Consider the following 25014-nt stretch of genomic DNA (forward strand, 5'->3'; position numbering starts at 1 on the left):
TTAAATCCGTGTCTGGTAATTGAATTCGTACGTAGCCCCATCCGCTTCCTGCCAAGTCACCCGGACGCTGCAGAGCGTTACATCACAACTGACCTCGCCGTCTCCGGCGGGCAAGCTGCCAGCTAGCAACCCAAGCCAATCGACAAGATCTTGCGCAGCCAAAGTACTTCCGCTAGGGGCAGATGCCGATAGTGAAAGGTTATATGCACCCGCTTGAGCATCGGCTCGATTGATCCGCATGCGGTCAATCATGTCGTAGGCCAATACGTTAGCCTGCGAACGCAAGTAGGCCCCTTGGTTGTACTGCAACCCCCTGGCCTGCAACGCTGCTAGCCCTATCAAACCAACAGAAATAATCACCAGAGCAATCAACACTTCAATCAAGCTGAAGCCTGAGCTTCCCTTCTTAGAATTCATTCGCATACAGTTCCTTTGCATATGCTAGTACGCCCCGCCAAGCCAACCTGGACGGTGCGCGCGCGCTCGGCCGCCGCATTCGCCAAGCTAACGTCCCAGCTGAAGATATCAGCGCTGGCGGACGATCTGGCGAGGGTTCCGATACTTGTGTAGCGCACCCAGCCTCTTCCAGTAGCCCCGCTACGCCCGGTGACCGTGCTTGCTGACGGCGGCACGTCGGAGATTCGCAGCAGGTTGGCTGCAACGTACACGGGCGTAGCCGTATCGGACGCTGCGGAGTCAACAAAAATGAGCCATCCCGCCGACCAATTTCCACCCCCGTAGTCGCAATTGTCGCGCGCAGCATTTGCTCGGCAAATCACCACTCTACGGCTCCGCTTGACGGCCTCGGAACGCGCATAGGTCACTGAGGTAGTAAGATCATTGATGAGTGAGCTGAGCCGGACATTCCTGACCGACTGGGACAATGCAGGAACCGCTGCAGCCAATACGATCGCAAGTATCCCTATGGTGATCATTAGTTCGATCAGGGTAAAAGCTTGTTGAAGGCGTCGCATTTATGGATTCATCCCACAATTTTGATTTGCATCCTAAGAAGGCACGAACCTAAAGTCTGCCTGGCACGGATGTGCGGCCAATCTAGGATGATGGTCGGTCGTATTTGGAAAACAACGCAAGGATGCATGCAATGAAACCCAGCGGATTCACATTATTAGAGCTTCTGATCACCCTTTCTGTCTTGTCTGTCACGTTATTGGTGGCAGTTCCTCAGCTTCAAGATTCGCTTGTGCAGGCAGAAGTTGACACTAAGTCAAGGCTGCTTCTTACCTCAATCAGCCAAGCGCGACATGAGGCAATAAAACGCAACACCTTTGTGGTCATGCGCGCCACAGGAGGGTGGGAGCGAGGCTGGGTAATTTTTATTGACAGCAATCAGAATGCGCAGCAGGACGCTGGCGAGCCTCTGATATTCAGCTATTCGGATGAATCGAAACTTCAGATTTAGGGAAATAGCACCCTATCAAGCTATATCGGCTACACGGGCTCCGGACGGACCAGACAGGCTTCGGGCGCTTTTCTGGCCGGTAGCATTCTGGTCTGCAGCCCCAACCGTACGAGGAAGATCGTTGTAAACGCGGGAGGCCGTGCTCGCATGGACGAACTGGCAGAAAACGGATGTACCGACTGATTACACCGCTTTGAGCCTCAACTCCTTCGGCATCGAAAACGTCACATTCTCCGGACGACCTTCCAGCTCATTCATCCCGGTGGCGCCCCACTCTTTCAGCTGTTCGATCACCCCGCGCACCAGCACCTCAGGCGCTGAGGCTCCGGCGGTGATGCCGATGCGCTCGATGTTCTTGAACCACTCTTGCTTTAGGTCTTCTGCGCCGTCAATGAGATACGCCGGAGTGCTCATGCGCTCAGCCAGCTCGCGCAGACGGTTGGAGTTGGAGCTGTTGGGGCTGCCAACGACCAGCACGACGTCGCACTCATCAGCCAGCTGCTTGACCGCATCCTGGCGGTTCTGGGTGGCGTAGCAGATGTCGTCCTTGCGCGGCCCACCGATGCTGGGAAAGCGTGTCCGCAATGCGTCAATTACTCGGCTGGTGTCATCCATCGACAGCGTTGTCTGCGTCACAAACGCAAGGGCCTCTGGATTGCGGACTTCCAGTGCTGCGACGTCCTGTTCGTCTTCCACGAGATAGATGGCGCCACCATTGGCCGTGTCATATTGGCCCATGGTGCCTTCGACTTCAGGGTGCCCCTCATGGCCGATCAGGATGCACTCGCGGCCTTCGCGGCTGTATTTGGTGACTTCGAGATGCACCTTGGTAACCAGCGGGCATGTGGCGTCAAACACCTTTAGCCCGCGTTTGTCCGCTTCCATCTTCACTGCCTGGGAAACACCATGCGCACTGAAGATCACAATAAAGCCGTCCGGCACCTGATCCAGCTCATCAACGAAAATCGCGCCGCGCTCACGAAGGTCTTCTACAACGAACTTGTTGTGCACGACCTCGTGGCGCACGTAGATCGGCGGACCGAACACCTCTAGCGCACGGTTCACGATCTCGATGGCGCGGTCGACACCGGCACAAAAGCCACGAGGATTGGCGAGTTTAATTTGCATGGCGGGTATCTCGATGCGCGCGGCACGCGGGATGAATGGACAGATTATGACCCGTAGGGCGGATAGCACTTGCATCCACCATGCGGCCTGCGGTGGATCGGTGAAGCGTGATCCACCCTACGATCTGGCACCTACAACAAGCAGCTTACTTAACTGAGCCGGTCACTCAGACCGGCTTGACCTCGAATATTTCGACGTCGAAGGTCAGCGATTTTCCGGCCAGCGGATGATTGAAGTCTACAGTGACCTGGCGCTCGTCAAAGCGTTTGACGATGCCCGGCAGTTCCGTCTTGGCCGCATCGTTGAAGATCACCAGCAGCCCCTCGGAGAGCTCCATGCCTTCAAACTGGCTACGGGGCATGACCTGCACGTTCTGCGGATTGTGCTGGCCAAAGCCCTGCTCAGGGGCAATCCGAAAGGTGCGTTTGTCGCTGGCCTTGAGCCCGAACAGCTGCTGTTCGAAGCCCGGCAACAAGTTGCCATCGCCGACCTTGAAGGTCGCGGGCTGCTTGTCGAACGTACTATCGACCAGCTCGCCATTGTCAAGGCTAAGGGAGAAATGCATTGTCACCTGCATGTCCTGCCCGATGCGCTGCTCACTCATTTACGGTCTCTCCCGTTTTGCTGCCCCGGAACATATCAAGCGCCAACATCACAGCGCCTATGGTGATCGCGCTGTCAGCGATGTTGAACGCTGGGAAATACCAGCGGCTCTGCCAATGCACCAGGATGAAATCGACGACATGACCAAGCACGACACGGTCATAAAGATTGCCGAGCGCGCCGCCCAATACCAACGCCAGCGCAATCGCGAGCCAGGTTTCCGCAGGCTTCAGACGCTTCATCCAGACGACTAGTACCGCGCTGACGCCAAGCGCGATCGCAGCAAACAGCCAACGCTGCCAGCCCGAATGATCCGCGAGGAAGCTGAACGCCGCGCCAGTGTTATAAGCCAATGTCCAGGCGAAATAGTCCGGAATAACGTCAACCTTCTGGTACAGGCTGAAGTTGGCCTCGAAGTAATGCTTGGTTGCTTGATCTAGCGCGATCACCAGCACACTCAGCCAGAGCCAGGTGAGCTTGCCGAAACGCGCGGTCATGCTGCCGCTCCCGGAAGAGCGCGGCGGGCCACGCGCCCCGGAGAAGCGCCAATGTAGCGATTGGTGCGAGCAACGGTCCGCGCTTGCTCATAGACAAATCGTTTGCGCTGCCGGCGGTGGGCTGAAGCCCACCCCACAATGGCCACTGAGCGTTCGCCGCGAGTGGGCATAAGCTCATTACGCATAGTGGCGGACCTCGCCAGCGCCTTCGATGTTCTCAACACAGCGGCCACAGATCTCTGGATGCGTGGCATGGGTACCGACGTCAGGCAGGTGGTGCCAGCACCGACCGCACTTGGTGTGATCGGTCTTGCTGATCTTGAGCTTGAGGCCAGGCAGTTCGCTCTGCACGACTTCCTCCGGTGCACTGGCAAGTGGCGCCACCGTCACGGCAGAAGTGATCAGCACGAATCGCAATTCGTTACCCAGCTTGGTGAGATCGCTCACCAGCGAGTCTTCGGCATACAGCACGACTTCAGCCTGAAGATTTCCGCCGATGGTCTTGGCTGCGCGCTGGGTTTCCAGCTCCTTGTTGACCGCGGCTTTCACCGCCATGACACGGTCCCAGAAATCGCGGCCCAGCTCGACGTCGGACGGCAGTTCGCTGAGGCGGTCGTACCAAGTGTTGAGCATCACCGATTCGTTACGCTCGCCCGGCAGGTACTGCCAGATCTCGTCGGCAGTGAACGACAGGATCGGGGCGATCCAGCGCACGAGCGCTTCGGCGATGTGATACAGAGCGGTCTGGCAAGAGCGGCGAGGCAGACTGTCGGCGTCGGTGGTGTACTGACGATCTTTAATGATGTCCAGGTAGAAGCCGCCCAGTTCCTGTACGCAGAAGTTGTGCACTTTCTGGTAGACGTTCCAGAACTTATAAGTGCCGTAAGCTTCTTCGATCTCCCGTTGCAACAGCAGGGCTCGGTCGATGGCCCAGCGGTCGAGTGCAATCAGCTGATCGGCCGGCACCAAATGCTGCGCGGGGTCGAAACCGTCAAGGTTCGAGAGCAGGAAGCGGGCGGTGTTACGAATGCGTCGATAGGAATCAGCGCTGCGCTGGAGAATGACTTTGGAAACCGCCATCTCACCGGAATAGTCGGTCGAGGCTACCCACAAACGCAGGATATCGGCGCCAAGGGTATCGGTGACCTCCTGCGGTGCTACAACGTTGCCCAGGGACTTGGACATCTTTCGACCGTTCTCGTCGACCACGAAGCCGTGTGTTAGCAGCCCCCTATATGGCGCGTAACCATCAATCGCCGAGCCAGTCAGCAGCGAGGAGTGGAACCAGCCGCGATGCTGATCGGATCCTTCGAGATAGAGGTCGGCACGCGGGCCGCTTTCATGGCCCATCGGGTGCGAGCCCCGCATCACGTGCCAATGCGTGGTGCCGGAGTCGAACCAGACGTCCAGGGTATCGCTGATCTTCTCGTACTGCCCCGCTTCGTCGCCCAGCAGATCGGCTGCCTCCAGCTTCGACCAGGCCTCGATGCCGCCCTGCTCCACCCGCTGCGCAACGGACTCCATGAGTTCGACGGTACGCGGGTGCAGCTCGCCACTCTCCTTGTGCAGGAAGAACGGGATGGGTACGCCCCAGGTGCGCTGACGTGAGATACACCAGTCGGGCCGCCCGGCAATCATGCCGTGCAGCCTTGCCTGGCCCCAGGCTGGAACAAACTGGGTCTGCTCGATGGCATCCAGCGCCCGACGTCGCAGCGAACTGCCGTCGTTCGCGACCTTGTCCATGCCGACGAACCACTGCGCTGTGGCGCGGTAGATCAGCGGCGTCTTGTGCCGCCAGCAATGCATGTAGCTGTGTTGAATTGACTCGTGCTTGAGCAGCGCGCCGACTTCACGCAGTTTCTCTACGATGGCCGGATTGGCCTTCCAGATGAACTGCCCGCCAAAGAACGGCAAGTCAGATACGTAGACCCCATGACTCTGCACCGGGCTGAGGATGTCGTCATTCTCCATGCCGTATTGCTTGCAGGATCGGAAGTCGTCTTCACCGTAAGCAGGCGCCGAGTGGACAATGCCAGTACCGGCACCCATTTCAACATAATCGGCCAGATAGACCGGCGCGAAGCGCTCGTAAAAGGGATGGCGGAAGCGGATGAGCTCCAGCGCCTTACCCTCGCAGCGAGCAACGATCTCGCCCTGCAGCCCGTACCGAGCCAGACTGGATTCGACAAGCTCCTCGGCTAGCACCAGCAACTTGTCGCCAGTGTCGACCAGTGCGTATACGAAATCCGGGTGAACGTTGAGCGCCTGGTTGGCCGGAATGGTCCAGGGCGTGGTAGTCCAAATAACGATGCTGGCAGGCTTGGCCAGCGCAGTAACGCCAAAGGCCGCCGCCAGCTTGTCAGCATCTTCGACGTGGAAGGCAACGTCGATGGCATCGGACTTCTTGTCCTGGTATTCGACCTCAGCCTCGGCCAGCGCCGAGCCGCAATCGAAACACCAGTTCACTGGCTTCAAACCCTTGAAGACGAAGCCGCCTTCGACCATCTTCGACAGCGCTCGGATTTCTCCGGCTTCGTTGGCGAAATCCATGGTGCGATAGGGATTGTCCCATTCGCCGAGCACGCCGAGACGGATGAAATCAGCCTTCTGCCCTTCGATCTGCTCCGCGGCGTAGGCGCGGCAACGTTCGCGGGTCAGGTCTGCTGGCTGGTTCTTACCAAAGGTGATCTCGACCTTGTGTTCGATCGGAAGGCCGTGGCAGTCCCAGCCCGGCACGTATGGCGCATCGAACCCGGACAAGGTCTTGGAGCGGACAATGAAGTCTTTGATGACCTTGTTTACCGCGTGACCGATATGAATGCTGCCGTTGGCATACGGCGGGCCGTCATGCAGGACGAACTTCGGGCGGCCTTCACCGATCTGCCGCAGCTTTCCGTAGAGGTCAATGCTGTTCCAGCGCTGCAGGATCTCCGGCTCGCGCTGTGGCAGACCGGCCTTCATCGGAAATGCCGTGGATGGCAGATTGAGGGTCGCTTTGTAATCGGTCATTTCAGTCCTGACTCGTGGTAAAGGGTGAAGCCCGCCAGTATTCGCGAGCCGCGGCGATATCCGCTTCGATCGCCGACTTGAGTACCTCCAGCGAGGCAAAGCGCTGCTCATCACGCAGCTTATGGTGAAAGGTCACACACAACAGGCGACCATAGAGGTCGCCCTGATAATTCAAAAGATGCACTTCCAGGTGCGGGTTGCCGTCGCTTTCGACCGAGGGCCGCATGCCGATATTGGCAACTGCTGGCTGCGTCTGCCCATCTACGCATGTACTGACCATGAACACACCGCTCAACGGCGTATTCTTGCGCTTGAGCTGGATATTGGCAGTCGGCGCGCCTAGCTGGCGACCAAGCGCCTGACCGTGCATGACCCGCCCGGTGATGCTGAATGGCCGACCGAGCAGCTTTTCGGCCAGCGCCAAGTTGCCCTCAGCAAGCACCTGTCGCAGCCGCGTACTGCTCACCCGCTCGCCATCGACTTCGATAGTGGTCGCCGCTTCGACAGTAAAGCCTTCGGTGACGCCCGCCTTCATCAGAAAATTGAAGTCACCGGCTCGGTCACAGCCAAAGCGGAAATCATCGCCGACCTCAAGATGCTTGACCCCAAGCCCCTCGACAAGCGTCGCATGAACGAACTCCGCGGCGCTCAGCTCGCGCAAGCGGCGATTGAAGGCCAGGCAAAGCACAAGATCGATGCCTTGATCATGCAGCAGTTGGAGCTTCTCGCGCAGCCGGGTCAATCGCGCAGGCGCCTTGTCCGGCGCAAAATATTCGCGCGGCTGCGGTTCGAATATCACCACGCAACTCGGCAGACCCAACTCAGCCGCACGCTCACGCAGCCGCGCCAGGATGGCCTGGTGCCCCCGGTGAACGCCGTCAAAATTGCCGATAGTGGCGACACAGCCCCGATGTCGGGGCCGCAGGTTGTGAAGACCTCGAACCAGCTGCATACCGCACTTCTTGCTTGAAAAGTCGCCGATTATACGCATGAGCCAGCAGTCGCGGACAGGTTTGCCATCCGCTTAAGCCTTCGATCAGTGGCGCAGATGACGCGGCCGCAAACCAAGCAAAACCAGCGCAACCGCGAATGCGCCCAGCCCCGCAAAAACCAGCAGTGCCAACTGCAGCGCTCGCTGCTGCCAGTTCCACGCGAACCATTCGACCGACGGCGCATTCAGCCACCAGACCACAGCCACCATCGCTGCACAGCCGCCCACCAGACGCAACAGGAAGACAGTCCAGCCCGGCGCGAACTGAAAGACACCGACACGGTACAGCCCCCAGAACAGCAACCCGGCATTGAGCATGGACGAGAGAGAGGTCGCCAGCGCCAAACCGACGTGCTTGAGCGGCCAGATCAGGATCAGGTTCATCACCATGTTGGCAATCATGCAGATGATTGCCACCCGTACCGGCGTCTTTAAATCCTGACGAGCAAAGAAGCCCGGCGCCAACACCTTTATCAGCATGAAGGCTAGAACACCGAGCGAATACGCCTCGAGCGCGCTCGCTGACTGAACAACCGCCTCTTCACTCATTGCGCCGTAGAAGAACAGGCTGGCAATCAGCGGCTCAGCAAGAATCCCAAGGGCGAGCGCCGCAGGAATGCCTACCAGCAGCACCATTCGTAGCGCCCAGTTGAGCGTATTGGAAAAGGCCTTGGGGTCTTCCCCGGCATGCTGGCGGGAAAGACTCGGCAGAATGACGGTGCCTATGGCGATACCAAACGCACCCAGCGGCAGCTCTGACAGCCGGTCGGCGTAATAAAGCCAGGACACACTGCCGGTTTGAAGAAACGAAGCGAGAACGGTATCGAGCAGAAGGTTGATCTGGCTGACCGACACCCCGAAAAGCGCCGGAACCATTAGCATCATGATCCGCCGCACTCCCTCGTCACCGAACTTGACACGCGGCCTTGGCAGCAGGCCCAGCTTGGCAACGTACGGGAGCTGGAAGGCCAACTGGGCGAAGCCGGCTATGAACACGCCCCAGGCCAGCGCCATGATTGGCTGATCAAAATAAGGGGTCAGGAAAACCGCGGACGTGATCATGCACACATTGAGCAGTACCGGAGTGAAACCCGGAACCGCGAAGTGCCCATAGGTATTGAGCACGCCCGAGGTAAAGGCGGTAAGCGAAATCAACAACAGGTAAGGGAAAGTGATACGCAACAGCTCGCCGGCAAGCTGCATCTTGGCCGGGTCATCATGAAATCCTGGCGCGAAAAGCATGACCACGTAAGGAGATGCCAGCACTCCTATCGCAGTGATACCGGTCAATATCAGGCCGAGCATGCCTGCCGTGCGGTCAACCAGCAGCTTGACCTCCAGCAGCGTGCGCTTGGTTCGGTACTCGGACAAAACTGGGACAAAGGCCTGGGCAAACGCCCCTTCCGCGAACAGTCGGCGCAGAAAGTTGGGGATCTTGAAAGCGATGAAGAACGCGTCGGCCGCCGCGCCAGACCCGAAGTAGCTCGCCACCACCATATCGCGTACCATGCCCAGCACTCGGGACAGCAGCGTCATGACGCTGACTACCGCGCTGGAACGCAATAATCCGCCTTTACCGGATGTCTCGGACATTTGTTTTCCTAGAAGTTGCTGCAGAGGTTCCGCAATGGCGCAGGCCATTGGAATCGACGGGCAATTACGACAGATAAAGAGGCCGCGAGTTTAGCGGCAGCCCTTCTGTCCGGCCAGCATGATCAATCTCTAAGCAGGCTTGACAAGCCATCGCCGCATCGGCATGATTCGCGGCCTTATTTGCTTTGTAATCCCACGTTTTCGAGGAGTTCGACGGTGGCCAACAGCCCTTCCGCCAAAAAACGCGCAATTCAGGCTGAGAAGCGTCGCAGCCACAACGCCAGCTTGCGCTCCATGGTTCGTACCTACATCAAGAATGTGGTCAAAGCCATTGATGCAAAAGATCTGGATAAAGCTCGTACTGCTTACACCGCAGCCGTGCCAGTAATCGACCGTATGGCCGACAAAGGCATCATCCACAAGAACAAAGCAGCCCGGCATAAAAGCCGCCTGAACGGCCACATCAAGGCCCTCGGCGAAGCTGCTGCAGCCTAAAACTGCACGCTCTTGAAAAAAACCGGCCTCGGCCGGTTTTTTTGTGCCTGCATTTAGAGGCAGCTGGCTGCTTCAATGAAGCAGCCAGCCACCCACAATCTCGAAGACGTTATGGCTGGACCCACGGCAATATTGGAATCGCGGTTACCGCATTCTGCGGGCTACCCTCGATCACTCGGTCGCTGTAAACCAGATAAACGAGCGTGTTTCGAGCCTCATCAAAGAAACGCACTACCTGCATGGTCTTGAACACCAGTGAGGTACGCTCTTTGAAAACGACCTCGCCGTCCTTGAGATTCTTCTCCATGCGGATTGGGCCAACCTGACGGCAGGCAATGGATGCCTCAGCACGATCCTCTGCCAAGCCAAGCCCACCCTTGATTCCGCCGGTTTTCGCCCTCGACAGGTAGCAGGTTACCCCGTCCACCTTGGGATCATCGAATGCCTCGACGGCGATCTTGTGATTGGGGCCGAGCCACTTGAAGACCGTATCGACCTCACCCACTTCACGCGCCATGCTCACCGCCGGCAAAGCGAGCAATACCATCAAAGCCTTTGCCAATCGCATTGAGCACCTCATACCAGGATCATGTTGTCGCGATGAATGAGCTCAGGCTCATCAACGTAGCCGAGCAGCTTTTCGATTTCATCCGAGGGGTGGCCGAGAATCCGCTGGGTTTCAGCGACACTGTAGTTGACCAGGCCCCGAGCCACTTCCCGCCCATCCGGGCCGGCGCATACCACCATTTCGCCACGGCGGAAGCCACCCTGCGCTGCCTTGACACCAACCGGTAGCAGGCTGCGATTACCCTGCCTCAGTGCATGCACCGCTCCAGCATCGAGGGTAACGACACCACGGGTCTGCAGGTGCCCGGCAAGCCATTGCTTGCGAGCAGCGTGACGACTGCACTCAGGCGCCAATAACGTCCCCAGCCTGTCGCCCGCCTTGAGGCGCGCTAGCACCTGCTCGATACGACCACCCGCGATAACCGTGTGCGCGCCTGATCGGGCCGCCAATCGAGCCGCGCGCAGCTTGGTCTGCATACCGCCTCGACCCAACGCCCCACCCGTAGCACCCGCCACCAGATCAAGCGAAGGGTCATCGGCCCGCGCCTCGCTGATCAACTTGGCGTCGGGGTTGTGGCGCGGATCCGCATCGAACATGCCATCTCGGTCAGTGAGAATGACCAAAAGGTCAGCCTCGACCAGATTTGCTACCAGCGCGGCAAGGGTATCGTTGTCACCAAAGCGAATTTCGTCAGTTACCACCGTATCGTTTTCATTGATGACCGGCACAACGCCCAGATCGATCAATGTGCGCAGAGTGCTGCGGGCATTCAGGTAGCGCTTGCGATCCGAAAGGTCATCGTGGGTCACCAGGATCTGAGCCGTTTGCTGGTCGCAGCGTGCAAAACTGGTTTCCCAGGCGCGAATAAGCCCCATCTGGCCGACAGCGGCAGCGGCTTGCAGCTCATGAACCGCTTTGGGCCGCGCCGTCCAACCGAGACGACTCATGCCGGCCGCAACCGCACCGGACGACACCAGCACCAGTTCTACACCTGCATCGCGCAGAGAGACCATCTGATCGACCCAGACTGCCATGGCCGCCTGATCCAACCCACGCCCATCGGCGGTCAGCAGCGCGCTGCCGATCTTTACCACCCAGCGCCGAGCGCCGCTCACCTTGTCCCGCATCGATCCCGCCTTCTATTCGATATCCGGCCAAACCACTCGCGACGAGCCACACAGCGTGGCTCGACAATCAATCATGTACAGATGTGCAGCAACACGAACGATCCTCAGCGGACGTAGAAGATCTCTGCGCCACCTTCATCATCGTCATCATCATCGAAGTCATCGTCATCAGCCTCAGCGGCCGCCTTGACGCCAGCACGACGCAGCGCGCGCTGATCATCAAGCTCCTGCAAGCGTGCACGCGCCTCATCTTCGATCTGCTGGTCGAGTTCGGCAAGCGCCTCGGCAAAAGCAGGCTCTTCGCTGATGCGCAACGTGCGCTCATCCAGGTAACGCATGATGGCTTGAGTCAACTCCTCGGTACCTTCGCGCTCCAGGGCGGAGATCACGAAAACCGGGCCAGTCCACTCGAGACGATCGACCACCTGGCGAACCCGCTCTTCCCGATCCTCCTCAAGCAGCTGATCAGCCTTGTTCAACACCAGCCAGCGATCGCGCTGCGCCAATGCCGGGCTGAATTTTTCCAGTTCGCTCACGATTACTTCGGCCGCATCGGCCGGGTCACTTTCATCCAGCGGCGCCATGTCCACAAGATGCAGCAGCAAACGGGTGCGGGCCAGGTGCTTGAGGAAACGGATGCCAAGCCCTGCGCCCTCGGACGCACCTTCGATAAGACCAGGAATGTCAGCAACCACGAAGCTCTTGTAGCGACCAACGCTGACCACGCCCAGGTTTGGCACCAGGGTAGTGAACGGGTAATCGGCGACCTTCGGCTTGGCAGCCGATACGGAGCGGATAAAGGTGCTTTTACCGGCATTCGGCAAACCGAGAAGACCAACGTCAGCCAGAACCTTAAGCTCCAACTTCAGATCGCGAGCATCGCCCGGCTTGCCCGGGGTGGTCTGGCGCGGCGCGCGGTTGGTGCTGGACTTGAATCGGGTATTGCCCAGACCATGCCAGCCGCCCTGCGCCACCAGCAGACGCTGACCAGCCTTGGTCAGGTCGCCGATCACATCCTGGGTCGCCGCATCGATCACGGTGGTGCCCACCGGCACCGGAAGAATCAGGTCGTCGCCCTTGGCACCGGTACATTCGGTGCCGCCACCCTTCTGCCCGTTTGGCGCATTGAAACGTCGGGTGTAACGGTAATCGACGAGGGTGTTGAGGTTTTCATCGGCCTGTAGATAAACCGAGCCGCCGTCTCCGCCGTCGCCGCCGTTGGGGCCGCCTTTTTCGATGAACTTCTCACGACGAAAGCTCATCATGCCATTACCGCCGTCGCCGGCTTTTACAAAAATCGATACTTCATCGACGAATTTCATGGGAACGCCTCCCGCCGCAAGGACGGGCTAGAAAACAGGAACATAAGGGTCTTGCAAAACCCGGCGATAATTAGAGCACAGCAGTGTTTTGCAAGAGCCCTACTGAAGATACAGAAACAAAAAAGCCCCGTCGCATGACAGGGCTTTTCCAGCAACGTCGCGATTAGGCTGCGACGACGCTCACGTAGCGACGGCCAAAAGCGCCTTTCACTTCAAACTTGATCACGCCTTCCACTTTCGCGAACAGGGTGTGATCCTTGCCCATACCAACGCCGTAACCGGCATGGAACTGGGTACCGCGCTGACGCACGATAATGTTGCCAGCCTTGATGACCTGGCCGCCGTACATCTTCACGCCAAGACGCTTGGCTTCTGAGTCGCGACCGTTGCGGGTAGAACCGCCAGCTTTTTTGTGTGCCATGAGTTCAATACTCCTATAAGGGGATTCAGGCCCGATTAGCCCTGAATGCCGGTGATTTTGACCTCAGTGAACCACTGACGGTGGCCCTGACGCTTCATGTGGTGCTTACGACGGCGGAATTTGATGATGGTGACCTTGTCGTGACGGCCCTGAGCGATCACTTCAGCAGTGACCTTGGCACCATCGACCACCGGAGCGCCGATCTTTACGTCGTCGCCGTTGCCGATCAGCAGAACGCGGTCAAAAGTGACAGCTTCGCCAGTGGCAACTTCGAGTTTTTCAATCTTGAGGTATTCGCCTTCGGCGACCTTGTATTGCTTGCCGCCGGTAACGATAACTGCGTACATCTGTGTATCTCCGTTGATCCTGCTCACCCAGCGCTTAAGTGAAATAGTTGGAGGCTGGCATGGCTGCTCGGGGCCGGAAAGGACGCCCTTGCAATTGCGTAAGGCAGGGAAATGCCCAGGGGGAAAGTTCAGGGTCCGCGATTGTACGCATCCACCTAACGTCGCGCAATAGCCGCCGGGCCTTGCCTTGACACTGCATGACCCGCCCCATAGCATGCCGCGCAATCTCCGAGGAGTACTGGTCCCCGATGCAACCCCAGGCCTTTTACCAAGTAGTGGCTGAAGATTTTGCCGCCGTTGACGGCATTATCCGCAACCAGCTGACGTCTCGCGTACCGCTGGTGGAAAAGATCGGGGATTACATTACCTCGGCCGGCGGCAAACGCCTGCGACCTCTATTGGTCCTGCTCAGTGGCAATGCGCTGGGACTGAAAGGTGAACAGCTGCGCCTGCTGGCAGCCATCATCGAATTCCTGCACACATCGACATTGCTTCATGACGACGTAGTCGACATGTCCGGCATGCGCCGCGGTCGCTCCACGGCGAATGCACTCTGGGGCAATGCACCCAGCGTACTGGTTGGCGACTTTCTTTATGCACGCTCCTTCGAAATGATGGTGGACCTGGGCTCGATGCCGGTCATGCGCATCATTTCTCAGGCGACCCGAGTCATCGCTGAGGGTGAAGTGCTCCAGCTTTCCAAAGTTCGCGACGCCAGCACCACCGAAGAAATCTACATGGAAGTCATCCGCGGCAAGACGGCCATGCTCTTCGAGGCGTCGACGCACAGCGCTGCTACTTTGGCAGGCGCTAATGACGAGCAACGCGAAGCACTGCGTAACTTCGGTGACTACCTCGGCATCGCTTTCCAGCTCGTTGATGATCTGCTCGATTACCAGGGCGATGCCGAAACCCTGGGCAAGAATGTGGGAGACGACCTGGCTGAAGGCAAGCCAACGCTGCCATTGATCTACACCATGCGTGAAGGCACAGCCGAGCAAGCCTCACTGGTGCGCCAGGCGATCCAGAAAGGTGGCATCGAGGATCTCGAGAAAATCCGCATGGCAGTCGAAGCGTCCGGCGCATTGGATTACACCGCGCGCATGGCTCGCGACTATGCCGATCGCGCGATCGCCTGTCTCGAACTCATCCCGGCAAACCCCTATCGCGACGCGCTGGTGGAACTCAGCCGTTTCGCTGTAGCCCGCACGCACTAACACACGTCACCGACGGGCGCGCCACGCGCCCTCTTTCCTGCACTTACTCAGACACTAACGCAGCTCGATCTCCGTTGATCGCTTGCGAGAATCTTTGCGCTTGCATGTTTGCAAATAACAATTATTCTCATTAATGAAATCAATTGGAGGTTCGCATGACTTATCTGATCGACGCCTGGCTGGATCGCCCGCAACCTTATTTGCGGATACTTGACCGCAATACCGGAGCGGTGTGCGTTTCACTGGAAGGGGATGCCCTGGATGAATTGCGCGACCAGGGCGATCTGGACCTGCATGAGTTGAGCACCAGTGAACCTTGCGTGCTCAAGGAACAGGTGCGCAACCTGTTCCTCTTCTCATATGCTCGAGCATTGCGCCCGTGAGCAGATTACAGAACGGCGAGCAGCTCGACGTCGAACACCAGCACGCTGTGTGGAGGAATGCTACCGACGCCCTGCGCGCCATAGGCCAGTTCGCTCGGCACATAGAGACGCCACTTGCTGCCGACGCCCATCAACTGCAGCGCCTCGGTCCAACCGGCAATGACGCCCCCAACCGGGAACTCGGCAGGTTGACCGCGCTGGTAGGAGCTGTCGAAGACGGTGCCATCGATCAAAGTACCGTGATAATGGGTGCGCACCTGATCATCAGCAGTTGGCTTGGCGCCCTCGCCAGCAGTGAGAATTTCGTACTGCAGCCCTGATGACAGGGTAGTGACGCCGTCCCGCTTTGCGTTTTCAGCCAGAAACGCCTGGCCCTCGCCTGCAGCCGCCTCGGCTTTACGCTGCGCCTCTGCCTGCATACGTTCACGGATGACGGCAAAGCTGGCGTTCAGATGTTCCGGGCTAACCCGACTTTCAACGCCGGCGAAGGCATCACGAATGCCGACAATCACCGCATCGAGACTGATGCCTGGGGGCGGGTTCTCGCGCAGCTGATCACCCAACTGGCGGCCGATACCGTAGCTCACGCGTGTTTCGTCGGTAGAAAGATTCAGATCAGTCATGCATCGGCTCCGCCGGAAAAAAGGGCCGACAGCCTAGCACAGCGATGCTGATCGACCCATTCCAAGCCCGACATCGCATGACTCGGGAGGCCGAACTACCAGGCGGAACGCATGCTGATTGGCACCCGCAACGGCTCGCGCACTCCGCCGGACAGGCCACACATTTCATCGTATGCCGATTGATGTACAAGGTAGAACGGAACGGGCGGCATTTCGCTGAGCAGGTCACGGGCGTGCTCTACGGAGCGCAAATGGATGACCTTGCTGGACGCGTCACGCAGCAAATGGGTCTCACCCCGAGAGCGGACGCTCAATAGATAGAAGCCGCCCTCGATTGATACCAGATCAAGCGCGTCGACATGCTGCGCCTGCACGCTCTCCTGCAGAGTCTGAATATTCATGCAGCCACCCCTGTACAAAGAATACCGTTTTGTACAACAGCGGCCGCGCCATCACAACTACTCATTGGCGCTCAAGCCATCGGCATTATCAATGCTTGGTGAGCTTGTCCAGATAGCCCATGGCGAAGGCCGAAAAGACGAACGTCAGGTGGATAATCACGTACCACATCAGCTGTTCGCTCTCGAGCTGCTGGGCATCCATGAACATGCGAAGCAGGTGGATCGACGAAATCGCAACGATGGATGCAGCGACTTTCATCTTGAGCGAGCCGGAATCCATCTTGCCCAGCCAGTCCAGCTTCTCCTTGCCCTCATCGACGTCCAGCTGCGAGACGAAGTTCTCGTAGCCGGACAGCATCACCATCACCAGCAGACCGCCTACCAGCGCCATGTCGATCAGCGAAAGCAATTTGAGGATCAGGTCGCCTTCACTGAGTGAGAGCACGGCCGGTAGGATGTGCCAGATTTCCTGAAAGAACTTGATGGCGAGCGCCAGTAGTGCGAATGCCAGGCCAAAGTAGATAGGCGCCAGCAGCCAGCGGGCGGCGTACATTGTGTTTTCGATCAAGCGTTCCATCTGTTCTCACTAAGGGGCAGAAAACCGGCAAGCGAGTATACGCAGCACTGCGGAGTCTTCAATAAAGGCTTGAGCAGGGGCGTTTCACCTTGTGGATAACAATTTTGCCCAGCTGGCCTGAGCCTCGCGTTCAGCACCCTGAATTGGGTACGCCAGCGTTAACTCAGGGATTCGCGCCCCAGCCGGTCAGATAGCGAGCCTGGTTCGCATTCACCTTGCGCAGCTCACCCTGCATATGAAGCTGCCAGATTGACGGAGATTCGGACTGGGCATAGCCCTGGCCAAATAGATTATCGGCGATCGCCTTCAGGACCTTCTCCGCTTCGCGGGGCCCGTGGAATGGGCCTTGCGCCTTGATGGCGGTGGGTTGGCCGTCGGCAAGACCAGCCGCGCACAAGAGGGTCCACATTCCATTACCGCCAGACAGCGGTCGGATGATGCATTCGATACGGGTGACCAGGCCCAGGCACTGGCGATTCAGACAGAGTGTTTGCTGCATGACGGCGATCCTCGCGCTAGTTGCGACCGCCATCCAGGGCGAATGGGCGGGTCAACCCGTTTATCCACAAAACTTGTGGATAACCATGTGGATAGAGAGTGGGAACTCTCTTCCATTGCAGACCCGCCATGCGCGGTATCGTTCCGTTCGAATAATGTCCAACGATACATATCAGTTCTACAGCGCTGCGCCCCCTTGCGCCGCAGCCAATACTTCCTCAGGCGAAGCCGCATCACTTTTGTGATCATCCTCCAGTTCGATCTCAGCGATGTCGCGCAGCCGCTCGACGACGCGGGCGTTTACGCTGCCTTTCGGGAACTGGCCGTCCTTGTCCGCGGCACCTACCGGCTCACCCACTAACAGCGACAGCGCTTCGTCGACATGCCGTACCGCATAGATGTGGAATCGCTCCTGGCGCACCGCCTCGAGTACACGGTCATCGAGCATCAGTGTGGTGACGTTGGCAAACGGAATGATCGCGCCCTGCTCGCCAGTCAGCCCTCGCGCCTCGCAGAGCCGGAAGAAACCTTCAATCTTCTCATTGACGCCGCCAACCGCCTGCACCTCGCCAAACTGGTTGATAGATCCGGTAATCGCGAAGCACTGTTTGAGCGGCGTACGGGATATGGCCGAGATCAATGCGCAACACTCGCCGAGCGAGGCGCTGTCTCCATCGACGTAACCGTAGGATTGTTCCAGCGCGATACTGGCCGAGATTTCCAGCGGGAATTCCTGTGCGTAGCGACTGCCGAGAAAGCCGGTCAGGATCATTACGCCCTTGGAGTGGATCGGCTGCCCCAGATTGACCTCGCGCTCAATGTCGACGATGCCCGAGCCGCCCGGATAAACGGTCGCGGAGATACGAGCCGGCATGCCGAACGCCGAGTCACCGACCTCAAGGACGGTCAGGCCGTTGCACTTGCCGATGGCGGCACCTTCGCTGTCGATCAGGATGACGCCAGCAAGAATGTCTTCGAGGATTCGCGCCGAGACGCGTCCGGTGCGCGTGGCCTTGGCCTTCAGTGCGCGCTCGATGTGGCCTACGTCCGTTACTTCGTCTTTGGCCAGCTGACGAATGAAGTCCGCTTCACTGACCAGCTGAAACAGATCGCCAATCCGCGCCGACAGACGTCCCTGATGTTCGGCCAACCGAGCGCTGTAAGTCGCCAGTCGCGCCACCGCTGCAGCGGTCAGCGGCGCCATGCCCTCTTCCGAGGTACGGGTCTTCATCAGTTGCGCGAACTGCTCGAGGCTGTCCTCGGCCAACGGGATGTCTTCGTCGAAATCCACCAGCACGCGAAACATCTCCTGAAAGTCCGGATCGAGGTCCTGCAAGGTGTAATACAGCTGGCGCGAACCGATGATCACCACCTTCACATTCAACGGGATGACTGCCGGATTCAGAGTCACCGTTGCCAGCCGACCGAGTTCGGCCAGCGGCGACTCCATCTTCAGCTTGCGCGACTGCAATGCGCGCTTGAGCGCTTCCCAGACGAAGGGCTCGCTCAGCATCTTTTCCGCTTCGAGCATGAGGAAACCGCCGTTTGCGCGGTGCAGGGCACCCGGACGCAACTGGCGGTAACTGGTATAGAGCGCGCCCTGGTCGGTGCTGTACTCAATGCGGCCAAACAGGTTGTCGTAGGTCGGATGCGGCTCGAATACCACTGGCGCGCCGCCATCGAGGGGATGACCAACTACCAGGCTTGGGCTGTACTGCTCTTCGAGCAGCTGACGGGTCTGGGCGTCGGGACGGTTCTCGTCAACCAGCTGCTCCACGACCGTTTTCAACAGATTTACCTGTACCGCCTGCAAATAGGCCTCGATTCCGGCGTTCTCGCCATATTTTTCCGACAGCGGTGCCAGCAGCGGCTGCAGCGCCTGACTAATGGTTTCGTCGTTGAGCTGTCGTAGCTGATTGCTGGACTCGCGTTTCCATTGCGGGAGGCTGGCGAGCCCTTCGTTCAGGTGGACTTCCAGCGCGGATATATCCTCGTGATAACGCTCACGCTCCGCTTCCGGTAGCTGGGCGAACTCCGCCTCGTCCATCGACTTCCCATCCTTCATCGGCGTGAAGGCGATGTTGCTGCTGTCGCGGTAAAGGGCGATCTCCTTTTCCAGCGCCAGTTTTTCGATGACGTCCAGCGCCTTGTCGTAACGCTGGTTGAACGCGCGATCGATGGCGCTCTTCTTCTGTTGAAAGCTCGGGTGCTCGAAAACAGCCGGAAAGGTGGCCATCAGGTTGTCGATCAGTTGCCCAATGTCGGCGATGAACTCGGCCGCCCCGCCTTGTGGCAGCTCCACCACCCGCGGCTCACGCGGCTCGTCGAAATTGTTCACGTAAAGCCAGTCGGAGGGCGTGTCCAAACGCTTGCCTTCGGCTCTCAGATAGCGGCGCACGAACGAGAAGCGACCAGTCCCGGGCTCCCCCATCACATACACGTTGTAACCAGGGCGCGGCATCGCCACGCCGAACTGCAGCGCCTCTACGGCCCGCTCCTGCCCGAGCACGCCAAGAAATGGCTCCAGCTCATCGGTGGTGTTGAAAGCGAACTGGCTGGGTTCGAAAGGACGGGTGAGCGCATCGGGCGCCAGGCGCAGGCCGGCAGCGACAGTTTCGGGCATTGGAAATCCTTGCTGGAGTGGCCGATAGACCACGATTGATGCCGCCATTCTGGCGATGCCCATGCCCGGCTGCAAGGTCAGGAAGGTGACCCATGGCGGTTTACGGGATGAAGCAACCGCGCAGCGATACGGCCGGTCCGATAGCGCCTTTCCGAGCGGATCCAAACCGGAAACCGCGTAAAGGATGCTCCGGCAAGCAATGGCCTCAGCTGGGGCAAGGGTGAAGGTGCGACATCCCGGCCCGCTGCGGCACGCCCCTGCCTTGATTCAAATCAACTCCCTTGGGACGCAAAAGGCGCCTCCTGAAGTCGCCAACATATAAAAGGATTCCGTGATGCGCCCTACTCTTTCCGTCCTGATCAGCGGACTGATGCTGATGACCCAGGCAGCGTCCGCCGATGAGTTGCGTGACCGCGCCAATACCCAATTCAAGCCGATCCCGGAGAAGGTCACCGAGGTTCGCGGTAAAGCCGTCAGCGCCGATCAGGCACGACTCGGCCACAAGCTCTGGTTCGATCCAAGGGTGTCACGCAGTCATGTCATCAGCTGCAATACCTGCCACAACCTAAGCCTGGGTGGCGGCGACAATGTCACCACTTCAATAGGCCATGGCTGGCAGAAAGGGCCTCGCAATTCGCCGACGGTGCTGAACGCGGTGTTCAACGCCGCGCAATTCTGGGACGGTCGCGCTGAAGATCTGCAGGCCCAGGCGAAGGGGCCCGTCCAGGCAGGCGTCGAAATGAACAACACGCCTGAACGCGTCGTCGCAACGCTCAAAAGCATCCCGGCATACGCCAGTGAATTCAAAAAGGCCTTCCCGGCGGACAAGGACCCAATCAGCTTTGACAACATGGCCTACGCGCTTGAAGCGTTCGAAGTCAGCCTGACGACGCCAGACTCGCCGTTCGACCGTTACCTCAAAGGAGAAGACAAGGCGCTCGATGCCAAACAGAAAGAAGGCCTGGCGCTTTTCATGGATACCGGTTGCTCTGCCTGCCACAGCGGTGTGAACCTTGGTGGCCAGGGGTATTTCCCATTCGGTGTGATCAAGAAGCCGGGCGCAGAGATTCTGCCGAGCGGAGACAAAGGACGCTTCACCGTGACCAACACGGCGTCGGATGAGTATGTATTCCGGGCCGCCCCCTTGCGCAACGTTGCGCTGACCCCGCCCTACTTCCACAGCGGTGAGGTCTGGGAGCTGGAGCAAGCCGTCGCGATCATGGGCGACAGCCAGCTGGGTCGCACACTGAAGGAAGACGAGGTCGGCGCAATTGCAGCGTTCCTGCGTAGCCTCACCGGCCAGCAACCGCAAGTCGCCTATCCCGTACTACCCGCCAGCACGCCAGACACCCCCCGCCCCGAATAAAGAGGCGGGAGCAGACCTGCGGCCTTAGGCCGCGGGTTTGAATCACTGGCTCACCTCGACGTATACCCCTTCGTCAACTAGCCTCCGGTTACATGCACCAAAATGGTGAACACCGATGGCTTTGCATCATGCTCGATCAGGGGAAGTGATCAATGTCCTCACTTACTCGGAATTGCCAGCAGTTCAATCGCAAGCAATCGTCAGCACACCTGATCTTGAAGTCATGCGCCTGTGCATGCCGGAAGGCAAGCAGGTCCCGCCCCACGCCGTAGCCGGCGCCATCACGCTGTTGTGCCTGCAAGGCAAGGTAGAAGTTCAGGCGCATGGCGCGTGGCACACCATGCAGGTCAATGATCATCTGTATCTCGAGAGCCACGCCGAACATGCACTTCGGGCGCTCGCCGATGCCGTGGTACTGGTGAACATCCAGCGCCGGCCTGAAACATGAGCGGACGCAAGCCAGACACGCCCTGACCTCTAAAGCCACGCGGCAACCCGTTGGCCAACGAAAGGAGCATCGCTTTGGTTAAGTTCTTCAGAGTTCTCAGTTTTGTGGTGTTGGCGCTGATGGCAACTGCAGTCATCTACGCCGGCGTCATGGGTATCGTCCATTGGGCCGGTATCGGTGTTTGAGCGGAGCCTACGATGAACAAAAGACAAACCCGCTTGTTCGCCATCGGCTCGACCCTGGTGGCGTCGCTTGCATTTCTCGGGCTGACGATCGACAGCCACAGGCAGTTTCCCAAGCTGACAAATGCCGAAAACATCACGCCCGCCGTCACCCGCGGTAATGACGTCTGGCACGGCAACAACTGCATCAACTGCCACACGCTGTTCGGTGAAGGCGCCTACTACGCACCCGATCTGACAAAGATCACGCAATTGCGAGGGGCGCCTTATCTAAAGGCTTTTATGAAGGAGCCTGAGCGGTTCTACAACGAACAGCAGCACCGCCGGCTGATGCCCAATCCCAATCTCGAAGACGAGGAGATCGACGACCTCATCGCGTTCCTCGACTGGGTCGCCAATGTCGACAACCAGGGATGGCCACCGCGACCAATCCTGGTTACCGGATCCTCGATCCCCGGCACCAGCCTGACCATCGCACAGCAGGACGCTTCCGGCCCTGGCAAGACGGAAGAACAGATGCCGCCTGGCTCTCGGCCTGTCGCAGGCGACGAGGACCCTATCGCACTTGGCGAAGCGCTTTTCACAACCGCTGCTCCGGCATGCAACGCGTGCCACTCCGTCGCGCCTGGCGTGAATTTAGCCGGACCGACGCTGGCTGGCCTGGCCACACGGGCACAAAAAAACCTCGATTCGCCTGATTACCAGGGCGAAGCCGACAGCGTAGAGGCGTTTATCCGCGAATCCATCGTGTCGCCAAGCGCCTACCTCCATCCCGGCGAGATGTACTCGGCCGGCGGCGTGTCCTTTATGCCCACCAGTTACGGCGAATCGCTGACCGATGAGCAGATCGATCAGCTGGTTCAGTACCTGGCGTCATTCAAATGAGTGCGGTGCGCACAGCCCGCCGGACGATCATGCAGGGGTTCAGCCATGCGCTATAAATCACAATCGGTTGCCTACTGGTACTTCGCCGTGGCAATGGTGCTTTTCGGATTGCAACTGGTGTTCGGCCTGCTTTCCGCCACCAAATACTTGGGTCCGGATCCGCTGCTGAATATCCTGCCGTTCGACGTCACCAAGGTGATCCACACCAACCTGTTGATCGTCTGGGTGCTGACCGGCTTCATGGGCGCTACCTATTGGATGGTGCCCGATGAGTCGCGTACCGAACTGCACAGCACCAAGCTCGCTTACATCCAGCTGGGGCTTTGGACCGCCATGGGCGTCACCGCAGTCATCGGCTACCTGTTCGGCTATGGCACAGGTAACAAGCTGCTGGAACAGCCACTGCCACACAAGATCGTCATCGTCATCTGCATGCTGATATTTCTCTACAACATCGGCATGACCATCAAGAAATCTGGCCGATTCACGACCACCGAAGGCGTGCTGCTGCTTGGACTGGTGAGCTCCGCCGTCCTGTTTTTCCCCGCGTTGCTGCACTACGAGAACTACACGGTTTCCATCTTTTACCGGTGGTGGACCATTCACCTGTGGGTGGAAGGTGTGTGGATGATGATCATGGGCGCCTTCCTCGCCTACCTACTGATACGCCTATCCGGGGCAGACCGAGAAGTCCTCGAGAAATGGCTGTACGTGATCGTCGGGCTAGTGTTCATCGCCGGGATTCTCGGCACTGCGCACCACTATTACTGGGTCGGCGTGCCGCATTACTGGCTGCCGATTGGCGGTTTCTTCAGCGCCCTGGAACCGCTGGCCATCATCGGTATGGCCATGTACGCCTACAGTGCGATGCGTCGTTCCGGCATGGCGCATCCCAACTCGCTGGCGCTGCACTGGACCCTCGGCAGCACCATCTTTACGCTGTTCGGTGCGGGGCTGCTGGGGCTGGCGCACACCTGGCCGAGCATCAACAAATGGACCCACGGCACGCTGATCACCGCCATGCATGGTCATGCCGCCTTCTATGGCGCCTACGCCATGATCGTGCTGGCGATGATCACCTACGCACTGCCCTCACTCACCAACAAGCGGCCGGAGCAAGGCACCACGATCGGCTACTGGGCCTTTTGGCTGCAGCTGGCCGGCATGTTCGGCATGACGCTCTCCTTCGCCACCGCAGGGATTGGCCAAGTCTATCTGGAGCGGATCATGGGCATGGGCTACCTGGACGCTCAGTTGAAGATTCAGATCCACTTCGTGATGCTGATCTCCACTGCCAGTATTTTCTCCGTCGGCGTCGGCTTGTTCATCTACGACTTCTTCAGCTATCGACCGCGATTTGAGCTGGACGAAAGCGAGCTGATGGAAACCGGTATACCAGCAGATCGAGCCGTCTGAGGTGGGCGTGGATCAATCGCTTCATGACTTGTCCGCGCGTCAGCCAGCGGATGAGCCCTGGTACAGGCCGGCGGGCAACGAGGTCGCGCTATTCGAGCATTGCCACAGCCGCGGGCTGGCCGTAATGCTCAAAGGGCCGACAGGCTGCGGTAAGACGCGCTTCGTCGAGCATATGGCCTGGCGCCTTGGTCGGCCGCTGATCACCATCCCCTGTCATGACGACCTCTCAGCAAGCGACCTGATCGGTCGTTACCTGATTCGCCACGACGGCACCGTCTGGCAGGATGGACCGCTGACCCGGGCGGTCCGTGAGGGCGCCATCTGCTATCTCGACGAGGTGGTCGAAGCGCGGCAGGACACCGTGGTCGTGTTGCACGCACTGACCGACTACCGCCGGACGCTGCCAATCGACAAGACCGGCGAGAACATCCAGGCGGCGCCTGGTTTTCAGCTGGTCGTTTCCTACAATCCCGGCTACCAGCGCATGCTCAAGGACCTCAAACCCAGCACCCGACAACGCTTCGTCGCCATGGACATGGATTTTCCAGCAGCCGAGCACGAAGCGCTGATCGTGCAGCATGAAAGCGGAGTCGAACGTGCCGTCGCCAAAGGCCTGGTCAGCCTTGCCGGGCGGATTCGTCAGTTGCGCGATCGCGGGCTGGCGGAGGTGCCAAGCACCCGACTGCTGATAGCTGCCGGCACATTGACCCTCTGTGGCATTCCGGTACGAGAGGCCTGCTATGCAGCCATAGTCTCGCCGCTGTCAGATGAGCCGTCGATGGTCAGCGCCCTACGCGATCTGGTTGACGGTAGCTTTGTCTAGACCGCGCTGGGGCGCTATCGAGTCGGCAACTGTCAGGCGACCCCATTG

General features: G+C 58.9%; 27 protein-coding genes. 9 read left to right on the forward strand and 18 right to left on the reverse strand.

The window, feature by feature from the left end; all coding sequences use genetic code 11:
* Together pilV and NA619_RS25245 are read right to left on the reverse strand one after the other, a co-directional pair.
* The gene (gene pilV, locus NA619_RS17105; protein ID WP_255963048.1) at positions 1–417 is read right to left on the reverse strand and encodes a type IV pilus modification protein PilV; all 417 of its coding nucleotides are present in this window, start codon (positions 415–417) and stop codon (positions 1–3) included.
* The gene (locus tag NA619_RS25245; protein WP_423836845.1) at positions 414–974 is read right to left on the reverse strand and encodes a GspH/FimT family pseudopilin; all 561 of its coding nucleotides are present in this window, start codon (positions 972–974) and stop codon (positions 414–416) included. The genes pilV and NA619_RS25245 overlap by 4 nt, the downstream gene beginning before the upstream one ends.
* A gap of 131 nt (positions 975–1105) precedes the next feature.
* On the opposite strand from NA619_RS25245, the gene NA619_RS17110 reads away from it, so the two are divergent.
* A complete protein-coding gene (locus NA619_RS17110) occupies positions 1106–1423 on the forward strand; it encodes a GspH/FimT family pseudopilin (protein ID WP_255963049.1) in 318 nt (105 codons plus the stop codon).
* A gap of 183 nt (positions 1424–1606) precedes the next feature.
* Here the strand turns inward: NA619_RS17110 and ispH are convergent, their stop codons facing one another.
* From ispH to murJ, 6 genes are all read right to left on the reverse strand, one after another.
* Positions 1607–2551, reverse strand: coding sequence for a 4-hydroxy-3-methylbut-2-enyl diphosphate reductase (ispH, locus tag NA619_RS17115; RefSeq protein ID WP_255963050.1), 945 nt, complete (start codon positions 2549–2551; stop codon positions 1607–1609).
* Positions 2552–2717: 166 nt separating this feature from the next.
* On the reverse strand, positions 2718–3155 hold the full coding sequence (fkpB, locus tag NA619_RS17120; RefSeq protein WP_255963051.1) for an FKBP-type peptidyl-prolyl cis-trans isomerase: 438 nt from the start codon (positions 3153–3155) through the stop codon (positions 2718–2720).
* On the reverse strand, positions 3148–3651 hold the full coding sequence (gene lspA, locus NA619_RS17125; RefSeq protein ID WP_255963052.1) for a signal peptidase II: 504 nt from the start codon (positions 3649–3651) through the stop codon (positions 3148–3150). Before lspA ends, fkpB begins: the two co-directional genes overlap by 8 nt.
* Before the next feature lie 177 nt (positions 3652–3828).
* The gene (gene ileS, locus NA619_RS17130; RefSeq protein ID WP_255963053.1) at positions 3829–6660 is read right to left on the reverse strand and encodes an isoleucine--tRNA ligase; all 2832 of its coding nucleotides are present in this window, start codon (positions 6658–6660) and stop codon (positions 3829–3831) included.
* Position 6661: 1 nt separating this feature from the next.
* Positions 6662–7612 carry a bifunctional riboflavin kinase/FAD synthetase gene (ribF, locus tag NA619_RS17135; protein WP_255963054.1) on the reverse strand — a complete coding sequence of 317 codons (951 nt, stop codon included), beginning with the start codon at positions 7610–7612 and terminating at the stop codon, positions 6662–6664.
* Between the two features lie 84 nt (positions 7613–7696).
* Complete coding sequence (gene murJ, locus NA619_RS17140) at positions 7697–9244, reverse strand: murein biosynthesis integral membrane protein MurJ (protein ID WP_255963055.1); 1548 nt, start codon at positions 9242–9244, stop codon at positions 7697–7699.
* Between the two features lie 216 nt (positions 9245–9460).
* On the opposite strand from murJ, the gene rpsT reads away from it, so the two are divergent.
* A complete protein-coding gene (gene rpsT / locus NA619_RS17145; protein WP_003281567.1) occupies positions 9461–9739 on the forward strand; it encodes a 30S ribosomal protein S20 in 279 nt (92 codons plus the stop codon).
* 109 nt (positions 9740–9848) lie between these two features.
* Here the strand turns inward: rpsT and NA619_RS17150 are convergent, their stop codons facing one another.
* From NA619_RS17150 to rplU, 5 genes are all read right to left on the reverse strand, one after another.
* Positions 9849–10307 (reverse strand): CreA family protein, encoded by a 459-nt coding sequence (locus NA619_RS17150; protein ID WP_248495166.1) that lies wholly within the window; start codon positions 10305–10307, stop codon positions 9849–9851.
* Positions 10308–10315: 8 nt separating this feature from the next.
* On the reverse strand, positions 10316–11434 hold the full coding sequence (gene proB, locus NA619_RS17155; RefSeq protein WP_255963056.1) for a glutamate 5-kinase: 1119 nt from the start codon (positions 11432–11434) through the stop codon (positions 10316–10318).
* Between the two features lie 104 nt (positions 11435–11538).
* Positions 11539–12756, reverse strand: coding sequence for an Obg family GTPase CgtA (gene cgtA / locus NA619_RS17160; RefSeq protein WP_255963057.1), 1218 nt, complete (start codon positions 12754–12756; stop codon positions 11539–11541).
* A 163-nt stretch (positions 12757–12919) separates the two neighbouring features.
* The gene (gene rpmA / locus NA619_RS17165) at positions 12920–13177 is read right to left on the reverse strand and encodes a 50S ribosomal protein L27 (protein ID WP_025240448.1); all 258 of its coding nucleotides are present in this window, start codon (positions 13175–13177) and stop codon (positions 12920–12922) included.
* A gap of 35 nt (positions 13178–13212) precedes the next feature.
* A complete protein-coding gene (rplU, locus tag NA619_RS17170) occupies positions 13213–13524 on the reverse strand; it encodes a 50S ribosomal protein L21 (RefSeq protein ID WP_003302133.1) in 312 nt (103 codons plus the stop codon).
* Between the two features lie 248 nt (positions 13525–13772).
* Here rplU and NA619_RS17175 point away from each other — a divergent pair, with 248 nt between their 5' ends.
* Together NA619_RS17175 and NA619_RS17180 are read left to right on the forward strand one after the other, a co-directional pair.
* Positions 13773–14741, forward strand: a complete 969-nt coding sequence (locus tag NA619_RS17175; RefSeq protein WP_222911974.1) for a polyprenyl synthetase family protein — start codon at positions 13773–13775, stop codon at positions 14739–14741.
* A 155-nt stretch (positions 14742–14896) separates the two neighbouring features.
* A complete protein-coding gene (locus NA619_RS17180) occupies positions 14897–15124 on the forward strand; it encodes a hypothetical protein (RefSeq protein WP_255963058.1) in 228 nt (75 codons plus the stop codon).
* A gap of 5 nt (positions 15125–15129) precedes the next feature.
* Here the strand turns inward: NA619_RS17180 and NA619_RS17185 are convergent, their stop codons facing one another.
* The 5 genes from NA619_RS17185 to NA619_RS17205 form a co-directional block, all read right to left on the reverse strand.
* The gene (locus NA619_RS17185) at positions 15130–15747 is read right to left on the reverse strand and encodes an FKBP-type peptidyl-prolyl cis-trans isomerase (RefSeq protein WP_255963059.1); all 618 of its coding nucleotides are present in this window, start codon (positions 15745–15747) and stop codon (positions 15130–15132) included.
* A gap of 95 nt (positions 15748–15842) precedes the next feature.
* Entirely contained in the window at positions 15843–16148 is a 306-nt protein-coding gene (locus NA619_RS17190; protein WP_255963060.1) for a DUF6482 family protein, read from the reverse strand.
* 88 nt (positions 16149–16236) lie between these two features.
* Entirely contained in the window at positions 16237–16725 is a 489-nt protein-coding gene (locus NA619_RS17195) for a TIGR00645 family protein (RefSeq protein ID WP_158189945.1), read from the reverse strand.
* A gap of 163 nt (positions 16726–16888) precedes the next feature.
* Positions 16889–17224 carry a hypothetical protein gene (locus NA619_RS17200; RefSeq protein WP_255963061.1) on the reverse strand — a complete coding sequence of 112 codons (336 nt, stop codon included), beginning with the start codon at positions 17222–17224 and terminating at the stop codon, positions 16889–16891.
* Positions 17225–17401: 177 nt separating this feature from the next.
* The gene (locus NA619_RS17205; protein WP_255963062.1) at positions 17402–19846 is read right to left on the reverse strand and encodes a Lon protease family protein; all 2445 of its coding nucleotides are present in this window, start codon (positions 19844–19846) and stop codon (positions 17402–17404) included.
* Positions 19847–20180: 334 nt separating this feature from the next.
* Between NA619_RS17205 and NA619_RS17210 the strand changes: the two genes are divergently transcribed.
* The 5 genes from NA619_RS17210 to NA619_RS17230 all read left to right on the forward strand — a co-directional run bounded on the left by NA619_RS17210 (position 20181) and on the right by NA619_RS17230 (position 24966).
* A complete protein-coding gene (locus NA619_RS17210; RefSeq protein ID WP_255963063.1) occupies positions 20181–21212 on the forward strand; it encodes a cytochrome-c peroxidase in 1032 nt (343 codons plus the stop codon).
* Between the two features lie 115 nt (positions 21213–21327).
* Positions 21328–21660, forward strand: a complete 333-nt coding sequence (locus NA619_RS17215; protein WP_255963064.1) for a cupin domain-containing protein — start codon at positions 21328–21330, stop codon at positions 21658–21660.
* A 197-nt stretch (positions 21661–21857) separates the two neighbouring features.
* Positions 21858–22727 (forward strand): c-type cytochrome, encoded by an 870-nt coding sequence (locus tag NA619_RS17220; RefSeq protein WP_255963065.1) that lies wholly within the window; start codon positions 21858–21860, stop codon positions 22725–22727.
* A 45-nt stretch (positions 22728–22772) separates the two neighbouring features.
* Positions 22773–24143: a cbb3-type cytochrome c oxidase subunit I gene (locus NA619_RS17225; protein WP_255963066.1), complete on the forward strand. Its 1371-nt coding sequence runs from the start codon at positions 22773–22775 to the stop codon at positions 24141–24143.
* 7 nt (positions 24144–24150) lie between these two features.
* Positions 24151–24966, forward strand: coding sequence for an AAA family ATPase (locus NA619_RS17230; RefSeq protein WP_255963067.1), 816 nt, complete (start codon positions 24151–24153; stop codon positions 24964–24966).
* Positions 24967–25014: the final 48 nt, after the last annotated feature.

The organism is Stutzerimonas stutzeri, from assembly GCF_024448895.1.
Lineage (GTDB): Bacteria > Pseudomonadota > Gammaproteobacteria > Pseudomonadales > Pseudomonadaceae > Stutzerimonas > Stutzerimonas stutzeri_Q.